General features: G+C 31.2%; 14 protein-coding genes and 4 tRNA genes. 4 read left to right on the top strand and 14 right to left on the bottom strand.

Features of this window, described 5'->3' with window-relative positions:
* Nucleotides 1-57 precede the first annotated feature (57 nt).
* From tuf to GQR92_RS16770, 14 genes are all read right to left on the bottom strand, one after another.
* Complete coding sequence (tuf, locus tag GQR92_RS16835; RefSeq protein WP_158841567.1) at nt 58-1,245, bottom strand: elongation factor Tu; 1,188 nt, start codon at nt 1,243-1,245, stop codon at nt 58-60.
* A gap of 58 nt (nt 1,246-1,303) precedes the next feature.
* Nucleotides 1,304-1,376 (bottom strand) — tRNA-Thr (locus GQR92_RS16830).
* A gap of 15 nt (nt 1,377-1,391) precedes the next feature.
* Nucleotides 1,392-1,464 (bottom strand) — tRNA-Gly (locus GQR92_RS16825).
* A 16-nt stretch (nt 1,465-1,480) separates the two neighbouring features.
* Nucleotides 1,481-1,562, bottom strand: a tRNA-Tyr gene (locus GQR92_RS16820).
* A 54-nt stretch (nt 1,563-1,616) separates the two neighbouring features.
* Nucleotides 1,617-1,690, bottom strand: a tRNA-Thr gene (locus GQR92_RS16815).
* 104 nt (nt 1,691-1,794) lie between these two features.
* The gene (hpf, locus tag GQR92_RS16810; protein ID WP_158841565.1) at nt 1,795-2,103 is read right to left on the bottom strand and encodes a ribosome hibernation-promoting factor, HPF/YfiA family; all 309 of its coding nucleotides are present in this window, start codon (nt 2,101-2,103) and stop codon (nt 1,795-1,797) included.
* Between the two features lie 6 nt (nt 2,104-2,109).
* Nucleotides 2,110-3,000 carry a tyrosine-type recombinase/integrase gene (locus GQR92_RS16805; protein ID WP_233269898.1) on the bottom strand — a complete coding sequence of 297 codons (891 nt, stop codon included), beginning with the start codon at nt 2,998-3,000 and terminating at the stop codon, nt 2,110-2,112.
* Between the two features lie 177 nt (nt 3,001-3,177).
* Nucleotides 3,178-3,375, bottom strand: a complete 198-nt coding sequence (rpsU, locus tag GQR92_RS16800; protein WP_036822200.1) for a 30S ribosomal protein S21 — start codon at nt 3,373-3,375, stop codon at nt 3,178-3,180.
* 453 nt (nt 3,376-3,828) lie between these two features.
* Nucleotides 3,829-4,995 (bottom strand): acyl-CoA dehydrogenase family protein, encoded by a 1,167-nt coding sequence (locus tag GQR92_RS16795; protein WP_158841563.1) that lies wholly within the window; start codon nt 4,993-4,995, stop codon nt 3,829-3,831.
* Between the two features lie 25 nt (nt 4,996-5,020).
* The gene (locus tag GQR92_RS16790; protein WP_158841561.1) at nt 5,021-5,908 is read right to left on the bottom strand and encodes a ComEA family DNA-binding protein; all 888 of its coding nucleotides are present in this window, start codon (nt 5,906-5,908) and stop codon (nt 5,021-5,023) included.
* A gap of 11 nt (nt 5,909-5,919) precedes the next feature.
* Complete coding sequence (locus tag GQR92_RS16785; protein WP_158841559.1) at nt 5,920-7,530, bottom strand: alanine/glycine:cation symporter family protein; 1,611 nt, start codon at nt 7,528-7,530, stop codon at nt 5,920-5,922.
* 87 nt (nt 7,531-7,617) lie between these two features.
* Nucleotides 7,618-8,517 (bottom strand): SDR family oxidoreductase, encoded by a 900-nt coding sequence (locus tag GQR92_RS16780; protein ID WP_158841557.1) that lies wholly within the window; start codon nt 8,515-8,517, stop codon nt 7,618-7,620.
* A 98-nt stretch (nt 8,518-8,615) separates the two neighbouring features.
* Entirely contained in the window at nt 8,616-9,620 is a 1,005-nt protein-coding gene (locus tag GQR92_RS16775; protein ID WP_158841555.1) for a potassium channel family protein, read from the bottom strand.
* Between the two features lie 3 nt (nt 9,621-9,623).
* Nucleotides 9,624-9,845 carry a PspC domain-containing protein gene (locus GQR92_RS16770; RefSeq protein WP_158841553.1) on the bottom strand — a complete coding sequence of 74 codons (222 nt, stop codon included), beginning with the start codon at nt 9,843-9,845 and terminating at the stop codon, nt 9,624-9,626.
* Nucleotides 9,846-10,025: 180 nt separating this feature from the next.
* Between GQR92_RS16770 and uvrA the strand changes: the two genes are divergently transcribed.
* From uvrA to GQR92_RS16750, 4 genes are all read left to right on the top strand, one after another.
* Nucleotides 10,026-12,848: an excinuclease ABC subunit UvrA gene (uvrA, locus tag GQR92_RS16765; RefSeq protein ID WP_158841551.1), complete on the top strand. Its 2,823-nt coding sequence runs from the start codon at nt 10,026-10,028 to the stop codon at nt 12,846-12,848.
* A gap of 98 nt (nt 12,849-12,946) precedes the next feature.
* A complete protein-coding gene (locus tag GQR92_RS16760) occupies nt 12,947-13,654 on the top strand; it encodes a TIGR00730 family Rossman fold protein (RefSeq protein ID WP_158841549.1) in 708 nt (235 codons plus the stop codon).
* Between the two features lie 145 nt (nt 13,655-13,799).
* Entirely contained in the window at nt 13,800-16,610 is a 2,811-nt protein-coding gene (locus GQR92_RS16755; protein WP_158841546.1) for an aminopeptidase, read from the top strand.
* Between the two features lie 156 nt (nt 16,611-16,766).
* Nucleotides 16,767-19,220, top strand: a complete 2,454-nt coding sequence (locus GQR92_RS16750) for an alpha-ketoacid dehydrogenase subunit alpha/beta (protein ID WP_158841544.1) — start codon at nt 16,767-16,769, stop codon at nt 19,218-19,220.
* The last annotated feature ends 32 nt before the right edge of the window (nt 19,221-19,252 follow it).

Raw genomic sequence — 19,252 nt, 5'->3', positions numbered from 1 at the left:
AGGCGTTCCGTTAAAAACGGAACACCCTTTGAATTTATTTATTAATAAACTAAAATCTTAGTCTAATAATTCAGTTACCTGACCAGCTCCAACTGTTCTACCACCTTCACGGATAGCGAAACGTAAACCAACATTTAATGCGATTGGTTGAATTAAGTCAACTGTAATTGTTAAGTTATCTCCTGGCATTACCATTTCAACTCCATCAGGTAAGTTAATAGTACCTGTAACATCTGTAGTTCTTACATAGAACTGAGGACGATAGTTGTTATGGAATGGAGTGTGACGTCCACCTTCTTCTTTTTTAAGAACATAAACCTCTGCTTTAAACTTAGCATGAGGAGTTACAGAACCTGGCTTACAGATTACCATACCTCTTTTAATATCTTCTTTTGCAACACCTCTTAATAAGATACCTGCATTATCTCCAGCCTCACCTCTATCTAAGATTTGACGGAACATTTCGATACCAGTAATAGTAGAAGTCATTTTTTCAGCTCCCATACCAATAATATCAACAACATCTCCCGTGTTAGCAATACCAGTCTCAATACGACCAGTTGCAACAGTACCACGTCCAGTAATAGAGAATACATCCTCAACTGGCATTAAGAAATCTTTATCAATTTCTCTTAAAGGCTCTTCGATCCACTCATCAACAGCTGCCATTAATTCTAAAACAGTATCAACCCATTTTTGCTCACCGTTAAGTGCACCTAAAGCAGAACCAGCAATTACAGGTCCATTATCTCCATCATACTCATAGAAAGAAAGTAATTCTCTTACCTCCATATCTACTAATTCGATTAATTCTTCATCATCAACCATATCCACTTTATTCATGAATACAACCATACGAGGAATACCAACCTGACGACCTAATAAGATATGCTCTCTAGTTTGAGGCATTGGCCCATCTGTTGCAGCAACAACTAAAATTGCACCGTCCATTTGAGCAGCACCTGTTACCATGTTCTTCACATAATCCGCGTGACCTGGACAGTCAACATGAGCATAGTGACGATTAGCTGTTTGATACTCTACATGTGAAGTATTAATTGTAATACCTCTTTCTTTTTCTTCTGGTGCGTTATCAATCTGATCAAATGATCTAGCCTCAGAGAATCCTGCATCAGCTAATACTTTAGTAATAGCCGCAGTTAATGTAGTCTTACCGTGATCTACGTGTCCGATAGTACCAATGTTTAAGTGTGGTTTCGAACGGTCAAAATTTGCTTTTGCCATGATTCTTAATTTTTATTCTTTAGTTTAAATATATTTAGTGTGTAATAATTTTAAAATGAGCCAGCGATGGGATTTGAACCCACGACCTCATCCCTACCAAGGATGCGCTCTACCAACTGAGCTACACCGGCTTGCTGATAATATTGAGCGAAAGACCGGGTTCGAACCGGCGACATTCAGCTTGGAAGGCTGACGCTCTACCAACTGAGCTACTTTCGCATTAATATGTAAATTGTGGGGAGAGCAGGATTCGAACCTGCGAAGACGTAGTCAACGGAGTTACAGTCCGTCCTCGTTGGCCGCTTGAGTATCTCCCCTTTAATTTACTATTTCAATGAACCTTATTGCTTTCGCAATTATTGTTTTTTTTGAGCCGATGGAGGGACTCGAACCCACGACCTGCTGATTACAAATCAGCTGCTCTAGCCAACTGAGCTACATCGGCTTTTGATGTAAAAAACAATCCGCTATTTCTAACGGATTGCAAATGTACAAAGTTTTTTTACTTTTCAAAACTTTTTTTAAAGTTTTTTTACTTTTTTTTCAATTTTATGAAATTATAGAGTCCCTCTGCTTTTCTTTAGACCTTTTTAACTGTCTTTTTAAGTTATCTACTGCAGCATTAACGCCTTCTTCGAAGGTTTTTGCTTCTCGTTTAATAATTAACTCGCTTCCTGGAATATTTATTTTTACTTCGGTTATTTTATTTTCTTTATCACTGGTATTTATAACTTTCAAAAAAACTTCTGCATCAACTATTTTGTCATGAAATTTTGTTAATGTTAAAATTTTTTCATCTACATATGCTATAAGTTCCTTATCTGCATTAAAATTTACTGATTGCGTGAATACTTTCATATATTATTATTTTTTATGGCTTCTAGGGTGAGCCTGGTTATATACTTTTTTTATAACATCAAGGCTATTTTGCGTATAGACTTGTGTTGATGCTAAAGAAGAATGCCCTAACAACTCCTTAACCGAATTTAAATCTGCCCCTTCATTTAATAGGTGTGTTGCGAAAGAATGCCTTAATATATGTGGGCTTTTTTTCTGCTTCGAAGAGACTTTACTAAAGTAAGAATTAATAATTCTGTAGACAAGCGTTTCATAAATTTTATTTCCCTTTTCTGTAATAAAGAGTTCTTCTAAACCAATGGCAAACGCTGCTTTTAACTCTAAATATCTATTTAGTGTTTGAATTACAGAACTTAACAAGGGTACAAAACGCTCTTTATTTCTTTTACCTAGTACTTTTATTGTTTTATCTGAAAAACTAACATCTCTTTCTTTTATATTAATTAATTCTGCCCTTCTAATACCTGTTGAATAAAATAACTCTACAATTAATTTATTTCTTACAGATACAAACTCACTTTGACCTTCTTTTTCGAAATGATTTATAACAGCATTAATTTCATTTGACGTAAATGGTACTTGTACTCTTTTTTCTGTTTTTAAGGCTTTGTGTTTAGAAAGCGGATTACCATCTATCTGTTTTGTCTTTTGCAAGAACTTATAAAAAGATTTTAATGAACTGACTTTTCTATTAATGGTTCTATTTGATATCTTAGTTTCTACCAAAGCAACGACCCAACTTCTTATTTGTGGGTAATTGACTTCTAATAAGTTTTCTTGAGCATATTCTATTACTAAGAAATCTCTAAATGATATTAAATCTTTTTTATACGCAGTAATTGTATGTACTGAGTATTTTTTTTCTAAAGAGAGATATTCTAAAAATGCAGTAATCAAATTATTGGTGGTTATTTGGTTATTTGTAAAATTACAAAATTTAGAGCATAAAAAAACTCGTAATACAATATGTATTACGAGTTTTATAATTTGAAGTTATAGATCCTGATTTTCATCAGGATTAATTCAACTTACAATTTTAATTTTGTCTTTCAGACTTATTAAAATTGAGTTTCATTAACCTACTTCTTCTTGTGTTCTTAATCTCTGAACGTAAGAAGCTTTAATTCTTTGAGCTCTGTTTGCTACTGAAGGTTTTGTAAAGTTCTTTCTAGCACGCAAGTTCTTCATCGTTTTTGTACGATCGAATTTTCTCTTGTAACGCTTTAAAGCTCTATCGATATTCTCTCCTTCTTTAATTGGTATAATTAACATAAGTTGGCACCTCCCTTCATAGTCTCTTTATATTTTTGAATAGTATTTAAACTATTATTTTTATTTTTTGGACTGCAAATGTAATTACAAATTATGAATTGACAATTAGTTATTGCATTATATTTTAAATATGCTATTTGCGTTAGGGATTGCAACGGCATCCTTTTTGTTTTTTACAAAAAGATATAGTGAAAAGCCCGACCTTTTTAGGGAACGCCATAATCAGTTATCAGTTATCAGTTATCAGTTATCAGTTATCAGTTATCAGTTATCAGTTATCAGTTATCAGTTATCAGTTATCAGTTATCAGTTATCAGTTATCAGTTATCAGTTATCAGTTATCAGTTATCAGTTATCAGTTATCAGTTATCAGTTATCAGTTATCAGTTATCGAAAATTAAAAAATAGTGATTTAAAAACAAGTTTTTCCTTAATTTTTTTGAAACCTTAAGACTAAGTCGCTGGTTTATATTCTTTACCGTCGATGACCATTTTAGCAATGATTTCTTTTAAAATTTCTGATGTTCCTCCTCCTATTGGCCCTAACCTACTATCTCTAAGTAAACGTGCCATTGGGTAATCTTCCATATAACCGTAACCGCCTAACATTTGTAATGCATCGTAAATAACTTCGTCTGCCATTTTTGTAGAAAGTAATTTAGACATACTTGCTTCTTTTACCACATACTGACCGTCATTTAAGCGTTTTGTAATTGAGTAATTATATTCTTTACACATATCTACTCTACTCGCCATTTCTGCAATCTTGTGTCTTAAAACCTGAAACTTATCTAAAGACTTACCAAATGCTACGCGTTCTTGCATGTAATTTAACGCATATTCTAAAGCAAATTCTGCTCTGGCGTGTGCATTAACTCCCATTATTAAACGTTCTAAAGCAAAATGTTGCATTATATAAGGAAAACCTTTTCCTTCTTCGCCCATTAAGTTTGTTGCTGGCACTTCTACATTATCGAATGCTATTTCTCCTGTATCTGAAGCTCTCCAACCAAGTTTATCTAATTTAGTTGCCGTAAGACCTTTTGAGTTTCTATCTACTACAAAAATACTGATTCCTTTATATTTATCTGAAGGATCTGTTTTTGCTGCAACTATTAAATAATCTGAATAGACTCCGTTTGTAATAAACGTTTTTGATCCGTTTAAGATATATTTGTCTCCTTTTTTGATTGCTGTAGAACGTAAACCTGCTACATCAGATCCTCCAAAAGGTTCTGTGATGCATAAACAACCAATCATATCTCCTGCTACACTTGGTACTAAGTATTTATTTTTGATAAAATCATCACCTTCTTTTGTAAGGTGCGTCATTGCTAAATATTCGTGTGCCCACATTGCAGCTGCAAAACCACCTGAATTAACTTTCTGTAATTCTTCTAAAAAGATAACGGTGTAAAATAAATCTAAGTTTAAACCTCCAAATTCTTCTGGTGTGTTTAAACCGAAATAGCCCATTTCTCCGAATTTCTTCCAGATAAAACGTTCTATACTTCCTTCCTTTTCCCACTTATCTATATGAGGAACTACTTCTTTTTTCAAAAACTCTTTAAAACTTTCACGAAATGCTTCGTGCTCTTCAGTAAAATACATACTGTTCATAAGCCAATAAATGTGTTTGTTGTTGTTATTCAGCGACCAAATATAAGACTATTCTGTCATACTTATCTAAAGGAAAATCCCTGATATTTTTTAATTCTGAAATATTTTGAAGTTCAGCTACTTCATCTCTATACTCGAAAATATTTTTACAAAGTTGATAATCTATATACGGATTCTTTAATAACTCTTTAAATGTTGCCGTATTTACATTTGTTTTTTTGATAATAGGTTTGTCTATAATTTTAAATACCGCCAATACTTTATCTGTAATTTCTTTTTCTAAACCCCAAACTTCATTCAATTGATTATTAAAAGAAAAACCTTGTAATTTGGTACGATACTTTATAATTCTTTCTGAAAAAGCTTCTCCGATTCCGCTAATGGTTTTAAAATCTTCTGCTGTGGCTTTATTGATATCTGTAGTGGATGCAACCTTCTTTTTGTAATGAGGTTGCTTTGAATCTTTCCATGAAGTATTTGATGATTGTTTTTTACGAACAACCCAATCTGGAAATTTAAAATAAGGTGAAATTTTATTTAATAAAGAATCTGAGACTTTGGTTACTTTTTGAAACTCTTTGTTAGAGTTTACAAATTTGTTTGTTTTTCTAAACACTAATAACCGGTCTATTTCATCTAAAGCCATACCCAATTGTTCGCCTTTGTAATCTGTAATATAGTTAGGGTTAAATGGGTATATTTTAGGTTTTCTGTTTTCTATCTCAATTGCTTGTAAACTGTCTATTTGATGATGAAACGCTAAGACTTCTGTAGCATGTAAATCTGCTGTGTCTTCTGAAGAGAAATCGCCAAAAACAATAACAGACTGTACTATAATGATACATATCACTAAAAAGAAAATCCCATTTCTTTGGCTTTTGTGATACCAGAAATGGGATTTAAAAAAATTCATTTTATTGAAGTTTATTTTTTGTTTTTATGACCGATTGCAGTTAAATACCTTTTTAACTCAACTTTTACTTTTGGAGCCAGTAAGAATAAACCAATGACATTCGGAAACACCATTGCAAAGATCATTGCGTCAGAAAATTCAATAACAGAACCTAAACTAGAAGACGCACCAATTATTACAAAAATTAAGAATAATGCTTTATAAGTGATGTCAACTATTTTACTTTTTCCAAATAAATATTTCCATCCTTGTATTCCGTAATACGACCAAGAAAGCATCGTAGAAAAAGCAAATAAAATTACAGCTATAGTAAGTAAAATAGAAAAATTTGGAATTGCAGAATCAAAAGCTACTGAGGTTAAATCTACACCTCCTAAATGCTCTCCATTACTATTCATAATTACATTACCTCCTTCATCTAAATTTGAATAATTAAATAAATTACTCTTTAAATTCGTTACCACAATAACCAAAGCAGTCATTGTACAGATGATTACAGTATCTACAAACGGACCAATAGAAGCTACAATTCCTTCACTTGCAGGAAATCTTGTTTTTACTGCTGCATGTGCAATAGATGCAGAACCAACACCTGCCTCATTAGAAAAAGCTGCTCTTTGAAAACCAACAATCATTACCCCTATTAAACCACCAACAACTGAAGTTTCATTAAAAGCTCCGTTCCAGATTTGAACTATAGCATCTGGTAATATTGTTAAATTCATGGCAATAATCACTAAAGAAGCTCCTACAAACATAATTCCCATAAATGGAACTATTTTTTCTGTTACTTGCCCTATTCTTTTAATCCCTCCAATAATAACTACACCTACTAATACAGCCATTATAATTCCAAATAAAAACCCAGAATCAAGACCAAAAAGTTGTTTAAATTGAGCAGCCGCTTGGTTAGCTTGAAACATATTTCCACCACCAAAAGAACCTCCGATTACAAAAACAGCATAGGCTCCAGCTAAAACTTTACCCAAACCACCTAAGTTTTTTTCTTTTAATCCTTTCTTAAGGTAATACATTGGACCACCATAAATTTTTCCATCTTCGCCAACTTCTCTATATTTTACACCTAAAGTAGCTTCTACTAATTTTGTAGACATTCCTAAAAAACCAGCTACAATCATCCATATAGTAGCACCGGGTCCACCAATTGCAATAGCAACCGCAACACCAGCAATATTACCTAAACCTACAGTTGCAGATAATGCGGCTGTTAAGGCCTGAAAATGCGTAACCTCACCCACAACACCTTCTGCTTGTACGCTTTCAAAAACATCTCCACCAGGAGTTGGATCTCCAGCAGCTTCATCAACAGAATGATGATCTATCTTATCATATTTCCCTCTTGTTGCATGAAAAGCCACCCCCATCAAGGTTATATTAGCAAATTTAAAATAAAATGTAAAAAAAAGAGCTCCAAGTAATAATATAATAATTACGATTGGAACATCTATACCTACGATTGAAACAGGGTAAAAAACTACTGAACTAACGGCATCTGCAAACGGTTTAAATTGTGCCTCTATTTTTTCATCCATGGACATTTCTTGTGCAAAAGAGAACATTGGGATTGCTAATAACAGCAACGAAAGAAGTTTTTTATTCATAATTAATTTTAATTAATATTTAATTAGTAGGTCGCAATATCCTAAAAAATTGCTCTTTTGACAACTTTTGAACGTTAAATGTGTTTTTTACATTATGATATTCTTAAATCTATGTAAATCTTCTTTAAAAGATTTAGGATAAAACTCTAATACTTTATTTGTTTTTGATAAATCGAAACCTGTTTTTACGGGTCTTGCCGCAGTTTGATTTAAAGTGGATGTAGATATTGGTTTAACCAAACTTCTATCCAAATTAAAAACATATGCAATTTGTTGCGCTATCTCATAAACACTCAATAATTCATTTGAAGAAATATTAAAAATTCCGGTGGCTTTTTTATCTATAGAAATCTTACACGCTAATGCTAAATCTTCTACATATGTAGGCGTTCTAAACTGATCATCTACAATAGTAACTTCCTTTCCCTTTTCTAACATGCTTTTTACCCAAAGTACAATATTACTTCGGCTCATATCAAACACTTTACCATAAACCAAAATAGTTCTTAAAATGGTATAGTCAATTTTTGAATCTAATAAAAGTGCTTCTGATTTCAATTTTGATAATCCATAATAACTTAATGGGTTAGGTGTATCTGTTTCTTTATAGTTCCCTTTTATTCCATCAAAAATAAAATCTGTAGAAATATGAATTAAATGTGCATTTATGGTTGATGAAACTTCAGACAACCATTTAACTACAGTTATATTTAATAAATCACACGCTTCTTTATTATTTTCGCAATCATCAACCTGAGTCATTGCTGCTGTATTAATAATGAAATTTGGTTGAATTTCTAACAACGCTTTCTTAAGGTTATCTTCTTCTGTAATATCAATTGAAACGTAAGAAAAATCATTTCTACCACTTCTATTCTCTCCTCTTGAAAAACCATAAACTTCATAGATCTCTTTATCTTGAAGTAATAAATTTAATAAAGACTGACCTAGCAACCCGTTACTACCTGTAATAACTACTTTATTCATAAATAAATAAATTCCTTTTTTTATAATTTATATTGTGAGCATGAATTTTACAAAAACACCAATGCATAAAAGTTAAAACTCACCTTATTTTCTTTTTATTAAAATAACTCTCTTAATTTGATAATTTGATTCGGCCTACCCAGAACAATTAAATGCGAACCTTCTATAAGCTTACAATCTGCTTCTGGATTTATAATATATTCTTTACTTGGACTAATAAAACCTATAACAGTACAACCTGTTTGTCTTCTTAAATCTAAATCTAGAAGCGTTTTATTAATATATTTTTTAGGTAAATCATCTACTGCAACTTCCTCTAAATTTGCCGTTGTTTCTCCTTCAATTGTTAACCGATCTACAAATTCTATAACATCTGGTGTAGTAACTAAAGAAGCCATATGATCTCCACCTAACTTGTCTGGCATAATTACATTACTTGCTCCTGCAATTTTCAGTTTACTAAGAGAAGACTCATTAGAAGCTCTACTTATTACCTTGCAATCTTTATTTAACTGACTTGCTGTTAAAACAACAAATAAATTATTAGCATCGGAAGGCAATGCCGTTATTAAAAAAGCTGCATTTTCTATACCTGCCTGTAACAATGTCTCGTCTAAAGTAGCATCTCCATTAATATTTAAAACTTCTGCGGCATCTAAAACCTCTGTTCTTTCTTTATTTTTCTCGACAACAACAAAGTCTTTGTTGTAATTTTTTAATTTTAAAATTGCTTGTTTACCGTTTCTTCCATATCCACAAACAATGGTATGTCCTTTTAAACTGGCTATTTTCTTCTCCACTTTTCTATGCTTAAAATGTTCAAATAATTTACCGCTAACTAAATACTCTGAGAAAGCTGAAACGGCATACCCAAAAACAGTAATACTGGTTAAAATTAAAAAAATTGTAAAAACTTTTTCTTCTGGAGAAAATGGTCTTAACTCACCAAACCCCACAGTAGTTACAGTTATTACCGTCATATACAAGGCATCTATAAAAGTATAGTGAGACAACACCATATAGCCAATTGTACCCAGGGATAAAATAGTAACAACTAAAAATAAAGTTATATTTATTTTAGATTCTAATACGTTTATCTTCATATATTATAAGTCAAAAACAGAACTTCTTTTGGTATACACCATGTCTTTTAATTTTAATAAGAAAGCCAAGGTTAAATAAAAACCAAAAGACAAACCTACCGTAAAAAAAGTAACATAAATAAAAAACAACCGCACATTTAAGGCTCTCATCCCTATTCTATCAGCTAATCTTGATGAAACATGAAATCCGTTTCTCTCAAAAAAATGTCTAATACTATCTATCATTTACATTGTAATATTTAAATGCAATATACTATTTTATGGTTTGATAACAACCTTTTTTAAATTGCTCTTTTTAATGAAATATTATTTTATAAAAAGTTTAATATTAAAAGCATTCTACAATCGCCCTTAAATTAAAATTGGTTTCTTTAACTTTGCTTTTTTCCAAAAAAAACATCTCATTTGAAAGACCAAGAATATATAGAAGTATACGGAGCAAGAGTCCATAACTTAAAAAATATTGATGTAAAAATTCCTCGCGAAAAACTAGTAGTAATTACGGGTTTAAGCGGTAGTGGAAAATCTTCTTTAGCTTTTGACACTATTTATGCAGAGGGGCAAAGACGTTATATTGAAACTTTTTCTGCATATGCACGTCAGTTTTTAGGCGGATTAGAAAGACCTGATGTTGATAAAATTGATGGCCTTTCGCCAGTAATTTCTATAGAACAGAAAACAACAAATAAAAGTCCGCGTTCTACCGTTGGTACCATCACAGAAATTTACGATTTTTTAAGATTACTGTTTGCAAGAGCTGCTGATGCTTACTCTTATAATACAGGAGAAAAAATGGTGAGTTATTCTGATGAACAAATTAGACAACTAATTTTAAAAGATTTTACAGATAAAAAAATAGCTGTTTTAGCTCCTTTAATTAAATCTAGAAAAGGACATTATCGTGAACTTTTTGAACAAATTTCTAAACAAGGTTTTTTACGTGTTCGTGTAGACGGAGAAATAAAAGAGATTGAAAAAGGAATGCGTTTAGACAGATATAAAACGCACGATATAGAAGTTGTTATTGATAGACTTCTAATAAACGAATCTGCAGAGAAACGTTTAGAAGAAACAATAAAAACAGCATTGTATTCTGGAAATAACATAATGATGGTTATTGATATTGATAACAATGAACCTCGTTATTTTAGTAGAGAATTAATGTGCCCAACAACTGGGATTGCATACCCGAACCCAGAACCAAATACTTTTTCTTTTAACTCGCCAAAAGGCGCATGTGACAAGTGTAATGGTTTAGGCATCACTAATGAAATTAACTTAGAAAAAGTAATTCCAGACACTACTGTTTCCATACAAAACGGAGGAATTATTCCTTTAGGAGAACAAAAAAGTAGTTGGATTTTTAAGCAATTAGAAAATATTGCCGAACGCTATAAATTTAAATTAACAGATCCTATAAAAAGTATTCCAAAAGAAGCTTTAGATATTATTCTAAATGGAGGAAATGAATCTTTTGAAATTGAATCTAAAACCGTTGGTGTTACTAGAAATTATAAAATTGATTTTGAAGGAATTATTTCTTTTATAGAAAATCAATATGCAAATGCAGAAAGCACAACCATAAAACGATGGGCAAAGGGTTTTATGGATGAAGTTTCCTGCTCTACTTGTAACGGAAAAAGATTAAAAAAGGAAGCACTTCATTTTAAAATTACCGATAAAAACATTAGCGATTTAGCACAAATGGATGCTACCGAATTAGCGAAATGGTTTAAAAACATTGAAAAAGAATTATCAAAAAAGCAATTAATCATTGCTGCCGAAATTTTAAAAGAAATTAGAACTAGAATTCAATTTTTATTAGATGTCGGATTGGATTATTTAACTTTAGACAGAACATCCAAATCACTTTCTGGAGGAGAAGCACAAAGAATTCGATTGGCAACTCAAATTGGATCGCAATTAGTTGGTGTTCTTTATATTTTAGATGAACCAAGTATTGGGTTGCATCAACGAGATAATCAGAAATTAATAGACTCTCTAGTCAAATTAAGGGATATTGGAAATTCTGTTTTAGTTGTTGAACACGATAAAGACATGATGGAACATGCCGATTTTGTTTTTGATATTGGCCCTGGAGCAGGAAGACATGGAGGCGAAATTGTAAGTTCTGGAACTTTTGAAGAGTTAAAAAAACAAAATACCTTAACCGCAGATTACCTAACCGGAAGAAAAGAAATTGCGGTTCCAAAAGTACGTAGAGAAGGAAACGGAAAATTCATCAAACTAAAAGGTGCCACCGGAAATAATTTAAAAAATGTTTCTGTAGAATTTCCGCTTGGCAAAATGATTTGTGTTACTGGAGTTTCTGGTAGTGGAAAATCTACCTTAATAAATGAGACTTTATACCCAATTTTAAATGCACATATATATAGAGGTGTAAAAAAACCGATGCCTTATAAAAAAATTGAAGGTTTAGAGCATGTAGATAAAGTAATTGATATCGATCAATCTCCTATTGGAAGAACACCGCGTTCTAACCCTGCAACCTACACCGGAACTTTTGGCGAAATTAGAAGTTTGTTTGCAAAAACTCCAGAAGCTGCAATACGTGGCTACAAACCTGGTCGTTTTTCTTTTAATGTAAAAGGAGGAAGGTGTGAGACTTGCCAAGGTGGAGGCGTACGTGTCATAGAAATGAATTTTTTACCTGATGTACAAGTAGAATGCGAAACTTGCCAAGGAAAACGCTTTAATAGAGAAACTCTAGAAATTCGTTATAAAGGAAAATCGATCTCTGATATTTTAGACATGACCATTGAAGACGCCACGAACTTCTTTGAAAACATCCCTAAAATCCATAGAAAATTAAAAACAATTCAAGATGTTGGTTTAGGATACATAACATTAGGCCAACAATCTACCACACTTTCTGGAGGAGAAGCTCAACGAATAAAATTAGCATCAGAATTATCTAAAAGAGATACCGGTAATACATTTTACATTTTAGATGAACCAACAACCGGACTTCATTTTGAAGACATTAGAGTTTTAATGGATGTGCTTAATAAATTAGCTGACAAAGGAAATACGGTGTTAATTATTGAACACAATTTAGATGTTGTAAAATTAGCCGATTATATTATTGATGTTGGTATGGAAGGTGGAAAAAAAGGAGGGAAAATTCTTTGTACCGGAACTCCAGAGGAAATTTCTAAACATAAAACAAGTTATACAGCTAAGTTTTTAAAAAAAGAATTACGTTAAATTATCACATTGCAAGCATTCGAAATGTAGAAAAAGAACTATTTTAGCAGGCTTTCTTTTTTTCGAGGAAAAAATAAAAATTTAAAAAAACAAAGATTATGACAAGTGATGATAGAAAAATAAAAGAAAAATTAAAAACAAAAACTTGGAATGAAATAAAAACAAACGATTCTTGGGCTATATTTAAAATAATGGCAGAGTTTGTAGATGGTTATGAAAAGTTAAGTAAAGTTGGCCCTTCTGTATCTATTTTTGGTTCTGCAAGAACAAAACCAGACAATCCACATTACATATTAGCAGAAGAAATTGCATACCAACTTACACAACATGGCTACGGAGTAATAACTGGTGGTGGACCAGGAATTATGGAAGCAGGAAACAAAGGAGCGCATAGAGGAAAGGGTAGCTCTGTTGGCTTAAATATAGAACTTCCTTTTGAACAACATGACAATCCGTGGATTGACCAAGGAAAAAGTTTAGATTTTGATTACTTTTTTGTACGTAAAGTAATGTTTGTAAAATACTCTCAAGGTTTTGTTGTAATGCCTGGTGGTTTTGGTACAATGGATGAACTTTTTGAAGCAATTACTTTAATCCAAACGCATAAAATAGGTCGTTTTCCAATTATTTTAGTTGATAAAAAATTCTGGGGTGGATTATTCGATTGGATAAAAAATACGCTTCTAGAAGAAGGAAACATAAGTGAAAAAGACTTAAACTTATTTAGACTTGTAGACACCGCAGAAGAAGCAATAGAACACCTTAACAACTTCTATGATAAATATCAATTTAAGCCTAATTTTTAAAAAATTTAAAAAACCATATATATTTTAATGTATTTTGCCTGCTAAACCATTACAGACAAAATACATTAAACTTTATATTTTAATAAAAACGTCATTAAAAAACAAATTCTGTAAGCACAAACCTAAAAAAAATATTATCCTTTAATTGAAAAAACGTTACGTCATATTACTTCTATGCTTTTTAGCATCTCCTTTTCTGTTTTCACAACAGAATTCAATCAAGTTAAAAGCGAAACTAGATATAAGTAAAGACGAATTAAAAATTCAACAAGAAATCGTTTTTTACAACACTTCAGATTCAATTCTAACAAATATCTACCTTCATAATTGGGCAAATAGTTATAGAGATAGAAAAACACCATTATCTAAACGATTTATTAAAGACTTTAGAAAAGATTTATACTTTGCCAATAAAGATGACCTAGGATCATCAACCATAAAAAGTATTTCTGTAGATTATGAAAATGTTTATTTTAAAGAAGTAGACAAACAATCAGACATTATAGAAATTGATCTTGACAGACCTTTGTATCCAAATTCTAAAATTACAATATCTGCTACTTATATTGTAAAAATACCAAGCGATCGTTTTACTAAATACGGCAAAACCAAAACAGGTTATCAACTTAGAAACTGGTATCTAACGCCTGCTATTTACAACCATGGTTGGCAACTTATGAGTAATCTAAATTTAGATGATTTATACGAAAAAGGCACTGATTTTAAAATTGAACTTGATGTCCCTAAAGATTTTGTTGTAGAATCTAATTTGTATCAATATAAAATAGCTAAGCAAAGCATTATTAATTACTATTTAGTTGGAAAAAACAAAACGGATATTATTCTTAGCATTAACAAAACCAAACAACTAAAAACCTACAAAACAAAATCAATTAATATACATACAGATGTTTTTTCTAAAGAATTAGACTACACTTTAACAACAAGTATCTTAAATAGAGAATTACTTTTTATTCAAAAATATTTAGGAAAATATCCACATAAAGAAATTTATATAGATAAAGCTACTCAAAGTAAAAATAGAATCTATGGATTAAACCAATTGCCTAATTTTTTACGTCCTTTTTCTGACACTTTTAAATGGGACATAACTATGTTTAAAGCACTTACAAAAAGATATATAGAAAACACCCTTCTTTTAAATAAGAGAAAAGATTATTGGTTAATAGATGGCATACAAAACTATTTAATGATAGAATATGTAGAGGAATTTTACCCAGAAATTAAACTTTTGGGTAATGCTTCAGATTATTGGTTTTTAAAAAGATTTAATGTATCTAAATTAAATTTTAATGATAAATACCCTTTTGTATATCAGTTTACAGCACGTAAATTTTTAGACCAAGCATTAAACACCTCTGCAGACTCACTCTCTAACTTTAACAGAAGAATTGTTAGTAAATACAAAGCAGGTTTGGGTTTTCGTTTCTTAAAAGGTTTTTTAGGAGACAGTGTTTTAAACCAAACAATTAAAGAATTTTACCAAAACAACCAATTAAAAATAATCTCTAGCACTAAATTTAACAAATTACTTGCTTCTAAAACAAACAAGAATCTAGATTGGTTTTTTAATGACTTTGTAAAAACAAATAAAAAGATAGATCACAAAATTGAAGATATAAAAGTAGGAAACGACAGTACATCAGTAACCATAAAAAACAAAAGAAACATAACCACTCCTTTGGCAATTTACGCTCTAAAAGACAAAAAAATTAAAATTAAAAAATGGGTTTCTGACATTGATAGTTCTAAAACTGTAAAATTTAAAAATGGTAATTATGATACTTTTGTTTTAAATTACGAAAACTTATATCCAGAATTAAATACCTTAAACAACTGGAAGTCGGTTGACAGAAAAATACTTAACAAACCCATTAAGTTTTCATTTTTAAAAGATGTAAGTAGCCCCGATTACAATCAAATTTTTTACCAACCAGATGCAAGTTACAATTTTTATAACGGCTTAATTCTTGGTGTAAAACTGCACAATAGCCCCCTAATAAAAAGAAACTTCGAATTTAAAGTTGCCCCTTATTACGCAACAAAAAGTAAAACAGTTGTAGGCAGTTTTTCTTTATTATTTAATCAATATTTTGAAAAAACAAAAATTTACAAAGTATCTTACGGTTTGGCGGGAGGCACCTCTGATTATGCCCCAAATTTATCTTATAAATCACTTACTCCATACGTAAACATTTCTTTTAAAAGAAAAACATTAAGAGATGCTACATCAGAATCTCTAAGAGCAAAATTGATTCATATAGAAAAAGAAATTGCTCCGAATGCTATAAAAACAGATCAAGATAGTTACAGTGTTTTAAGTTTAAGTTACAATTACTCCAACCCAGATATCATTAAAGAATTTAGATATAATTTTAGTACCGAACTTGCAAAAAACTTTTCTAAAGCGGCACTAGACCTTAGATTTAGAACTTTAACAGCAACAGATACTCAATTAGATTTCAGGCTTTTTGCGGGAGTTTTCTTTAACAACAAAACAGAAGGAGATTATTTTAGTTTTGGATTAGACAGAAGTAACGATTATCTATTTCAATTAAATTATTTAGGTAGATCTGAAAGTAGTGGTTTTTTTAGCCAACAATATATAATAACCGAAGGAGGTTTTAAATCTGTACTTCCAACAAGGTTTGCAAATCAGTTTATGGTTTCTAACAACTCAAGTATAGGTTTGTGGCGTTGGTTAGAAGTATATAATGATGTTGCTTTCTTAAAAAACAAAAACCAACCCCTATATTTTGCCTACGAAAACGGAGTTCGTTTTAACTTTGTTCATGAGATATTTGAAATTTATTTTCCTTTTTATTCAAACAATGGTTGGGAAATATCTAAAGCTGCTTATCCACAAAAAATTAGGTTTTCTTTATCAGCAGATATCAAATCTATTTACAATTTTTTTAAACGTGGCTTTTTATAATTTAACAACAATTAGCGCTGCTTTAATTTTTATTGAATTATTTTCAACAAAAACACCAAAAACACCTTTAAATTTACATAATTCTTTATAAATTATTAAATTTTTAGATATCAACTAAAAAAACTATCTTTGTACTACTTTAAAAATCTCACATAAATGCTGCAGGATACACATATAGAGAATAAACAAAAACTTTCTTTTGAGGGCTTTAAAACAGAAGTTTTAAACGACTACAGAATTGCTAAAATTAGCAGAGAATGTAGTTTATTAGGACGTAGAGAGGTTTTAACTGGTAAAGCAAAGTTTGGAATTTTTGGTGACGGAAAAGAAGTGCCACAATTAGCAATGGCAAAAGCCTTTAAATTGGGTGATTTTAGATCTGGATATTACAGAGATCAAACTTTTATGATGGCTATTGGAGAATTAACTGCCCAACAATTCTTTGCGGGGCTTTACGCACATACAGATATTAAAGCAGACCCAATGTCTGCCGGAAGACAAATGGGTGGTCATTTTGCTACACATAGTTTGCATGAAGATGGTAGCTGGAAAGATTTAACAAAACAATACAATTCTAGTGCAGACATCTCTCCTACTGCTGGTCAAATGCCACGTTTATTAGGTTTAGCACAAGCATCTAAAATATATAGAACAGAAAAAAGTGTTCAGCATAAATCTAATTTTTCTATCAACGGAAATGAAGTTGCATGGGGAACAATTGGAAACGCAAGTACCAGTGAAGGTTTGTTTTTTGAAACCATAAATGCCGCAGGAGTTTTACAGGTACCTATGTTAATGAGTGTTTGGGATGATGAGTACGGAATCTCTGTACACGCTAAACATCAAACGACAAAAGAAAGTATCTCTGAAGTTTTAAAAGGTTTTCAGAGAGACCATGAAAAAAACGGATATGAAATTTTTGTTGTAAATGGTTGGGATTATGTTAAATTAGTAGATATTTATAACAAAGCTGCAAAAATTGCACGAGAAGAACACGTACCCGTTTTAATTCACGTAAAAGAATTAACACAACCTCAAGGACACTCTACTTCTGGTTCTCATGAAAGATACAAAAGTAAGGATCGATTAAATTGGGAAAAAGAACATGATTGCATTACAAAAATGCGAAATTGGATTTTAGACTTTGAATTAGAAACTGAAAGCGGGGAAATTTTACGTTTTGTAGAATCTGAAGAAGAAATTATTATCTTAGAAAAAAAAATAAAAAAAGAAGTTGTAAGCGCAAAAAGAAATGCTTGGAATGCGTTTATTAATGAGATAAAAACAGAAGTAAATACAGCTTGTCAATTATTAGACAAAGTTGCAAATAAAAGTAAAAACAGTAGCTTTATTAATAAGCATAAAAAAGACTTAATAGCTATTGTAGAACCAACTAGAAAAGACATATTATCTGCAGCAAGAAAAACGCTTCGTTATATAAAGGATGAAAATTTTGCAGAAAAAATATTACTTCAAAATTTTATAAAAAATTCAATAGAAAAAGGAACTGAAAAATTCTCTACACACTTACACAGTGAATCGGATTTTAATGCGGTAGCTGTTGTAGAAAAGAAACCCGTTTACGCTAAAAACAAAACACTGGTTGACGCAAGAATTATTATGCGAGATAATTTTGATGCTATCTTAAAAAAACATCCAGAGGTAATTATCTTTGGTGAAGATGCTGGTTTTATTGGAGATGTAAACCAAGGTTTAGAAGGTCTTCAAGAAAAATATGGAGAAATAAGAGTTGCAGATACAGGTATTAGAGAAGCAACTATTATTGGTCAAGGTATCGGACTAGCAATGCGTGGCTTAAGACCTATTGCAGAAATACAATATTTAGACTATTTGCTTTACGCGTTACAAATTATGAGTGACGATTTAGCAACCTTACATTATAGATCTTTTGGAAAACAAAAAGCACCGTTAATTATTAGAACTCGTGGTCATAGACTAGAAGGAATTTGGCATGCTGGCTCTCCAATGGGAGGGATTATAAACAATGTTAGAGGAATTCATGTTTTAGTACCAAGAAACATGACAAAAGCTGCTGGTTTTTACAATACTTTATTAGAAGGTGATGAACCTGCATTGGTTATAGAATGTTTAAACGGATACCGATTAAAAGAAGAATTACCTATCAATTTAGGAGAATACAAAACACCCATCGGTGTTATTGATACCATTAAAGAAGGTACAGACATTACTGTTGTTTCTTATGGATCTACTTTAAGAATTGTAGAAGAAGCGGCTAAAGAATTACAACAAGTAAACATTGATATAGAGATTATAGATGCACAAAGTTTACTTCCTTTTGATTTAAATCATGATTGTGTAAAAAGTGTTGCAAAAACAAATAAATTATTAGTAATTGATGAAGATGTACCAGGTGGAGCTTCTGCATATATTTTACAAAATATTTTAGAAAATCAAAATGCATACATGCATCTAGACAGTAAACCTGCTACATTAACCGCAAAAGCACATAGAACCGCTTATGGAACAGATGGAGATTATTTTTCTAAACCTTCTTCTGAAGATGTTTTTGAAAAAATTTACGAGATAATGCATGAAGAGAATCCAAATAAATTTAAGAGTTTGTATTAAAACGGTAATTTTAATCTAAAAAACAAATGCTC

Origin of the sequence: Polaribacter sp. L3A8 (genome assembly GCF_009796785.1) — a bacterium.
In the GTDB taxonomy this organism is placed as follows: Bacteria; Bacteroidota; Bacteroidia; order Flavobacteriales; family Flavobacteriaceae; genus Polaribacter.
The sequence above is the reverse complement of the archived record's forward strand: the minus strand, read 5'-3'. Positions and strand labels throughout refer to the sequence as shown.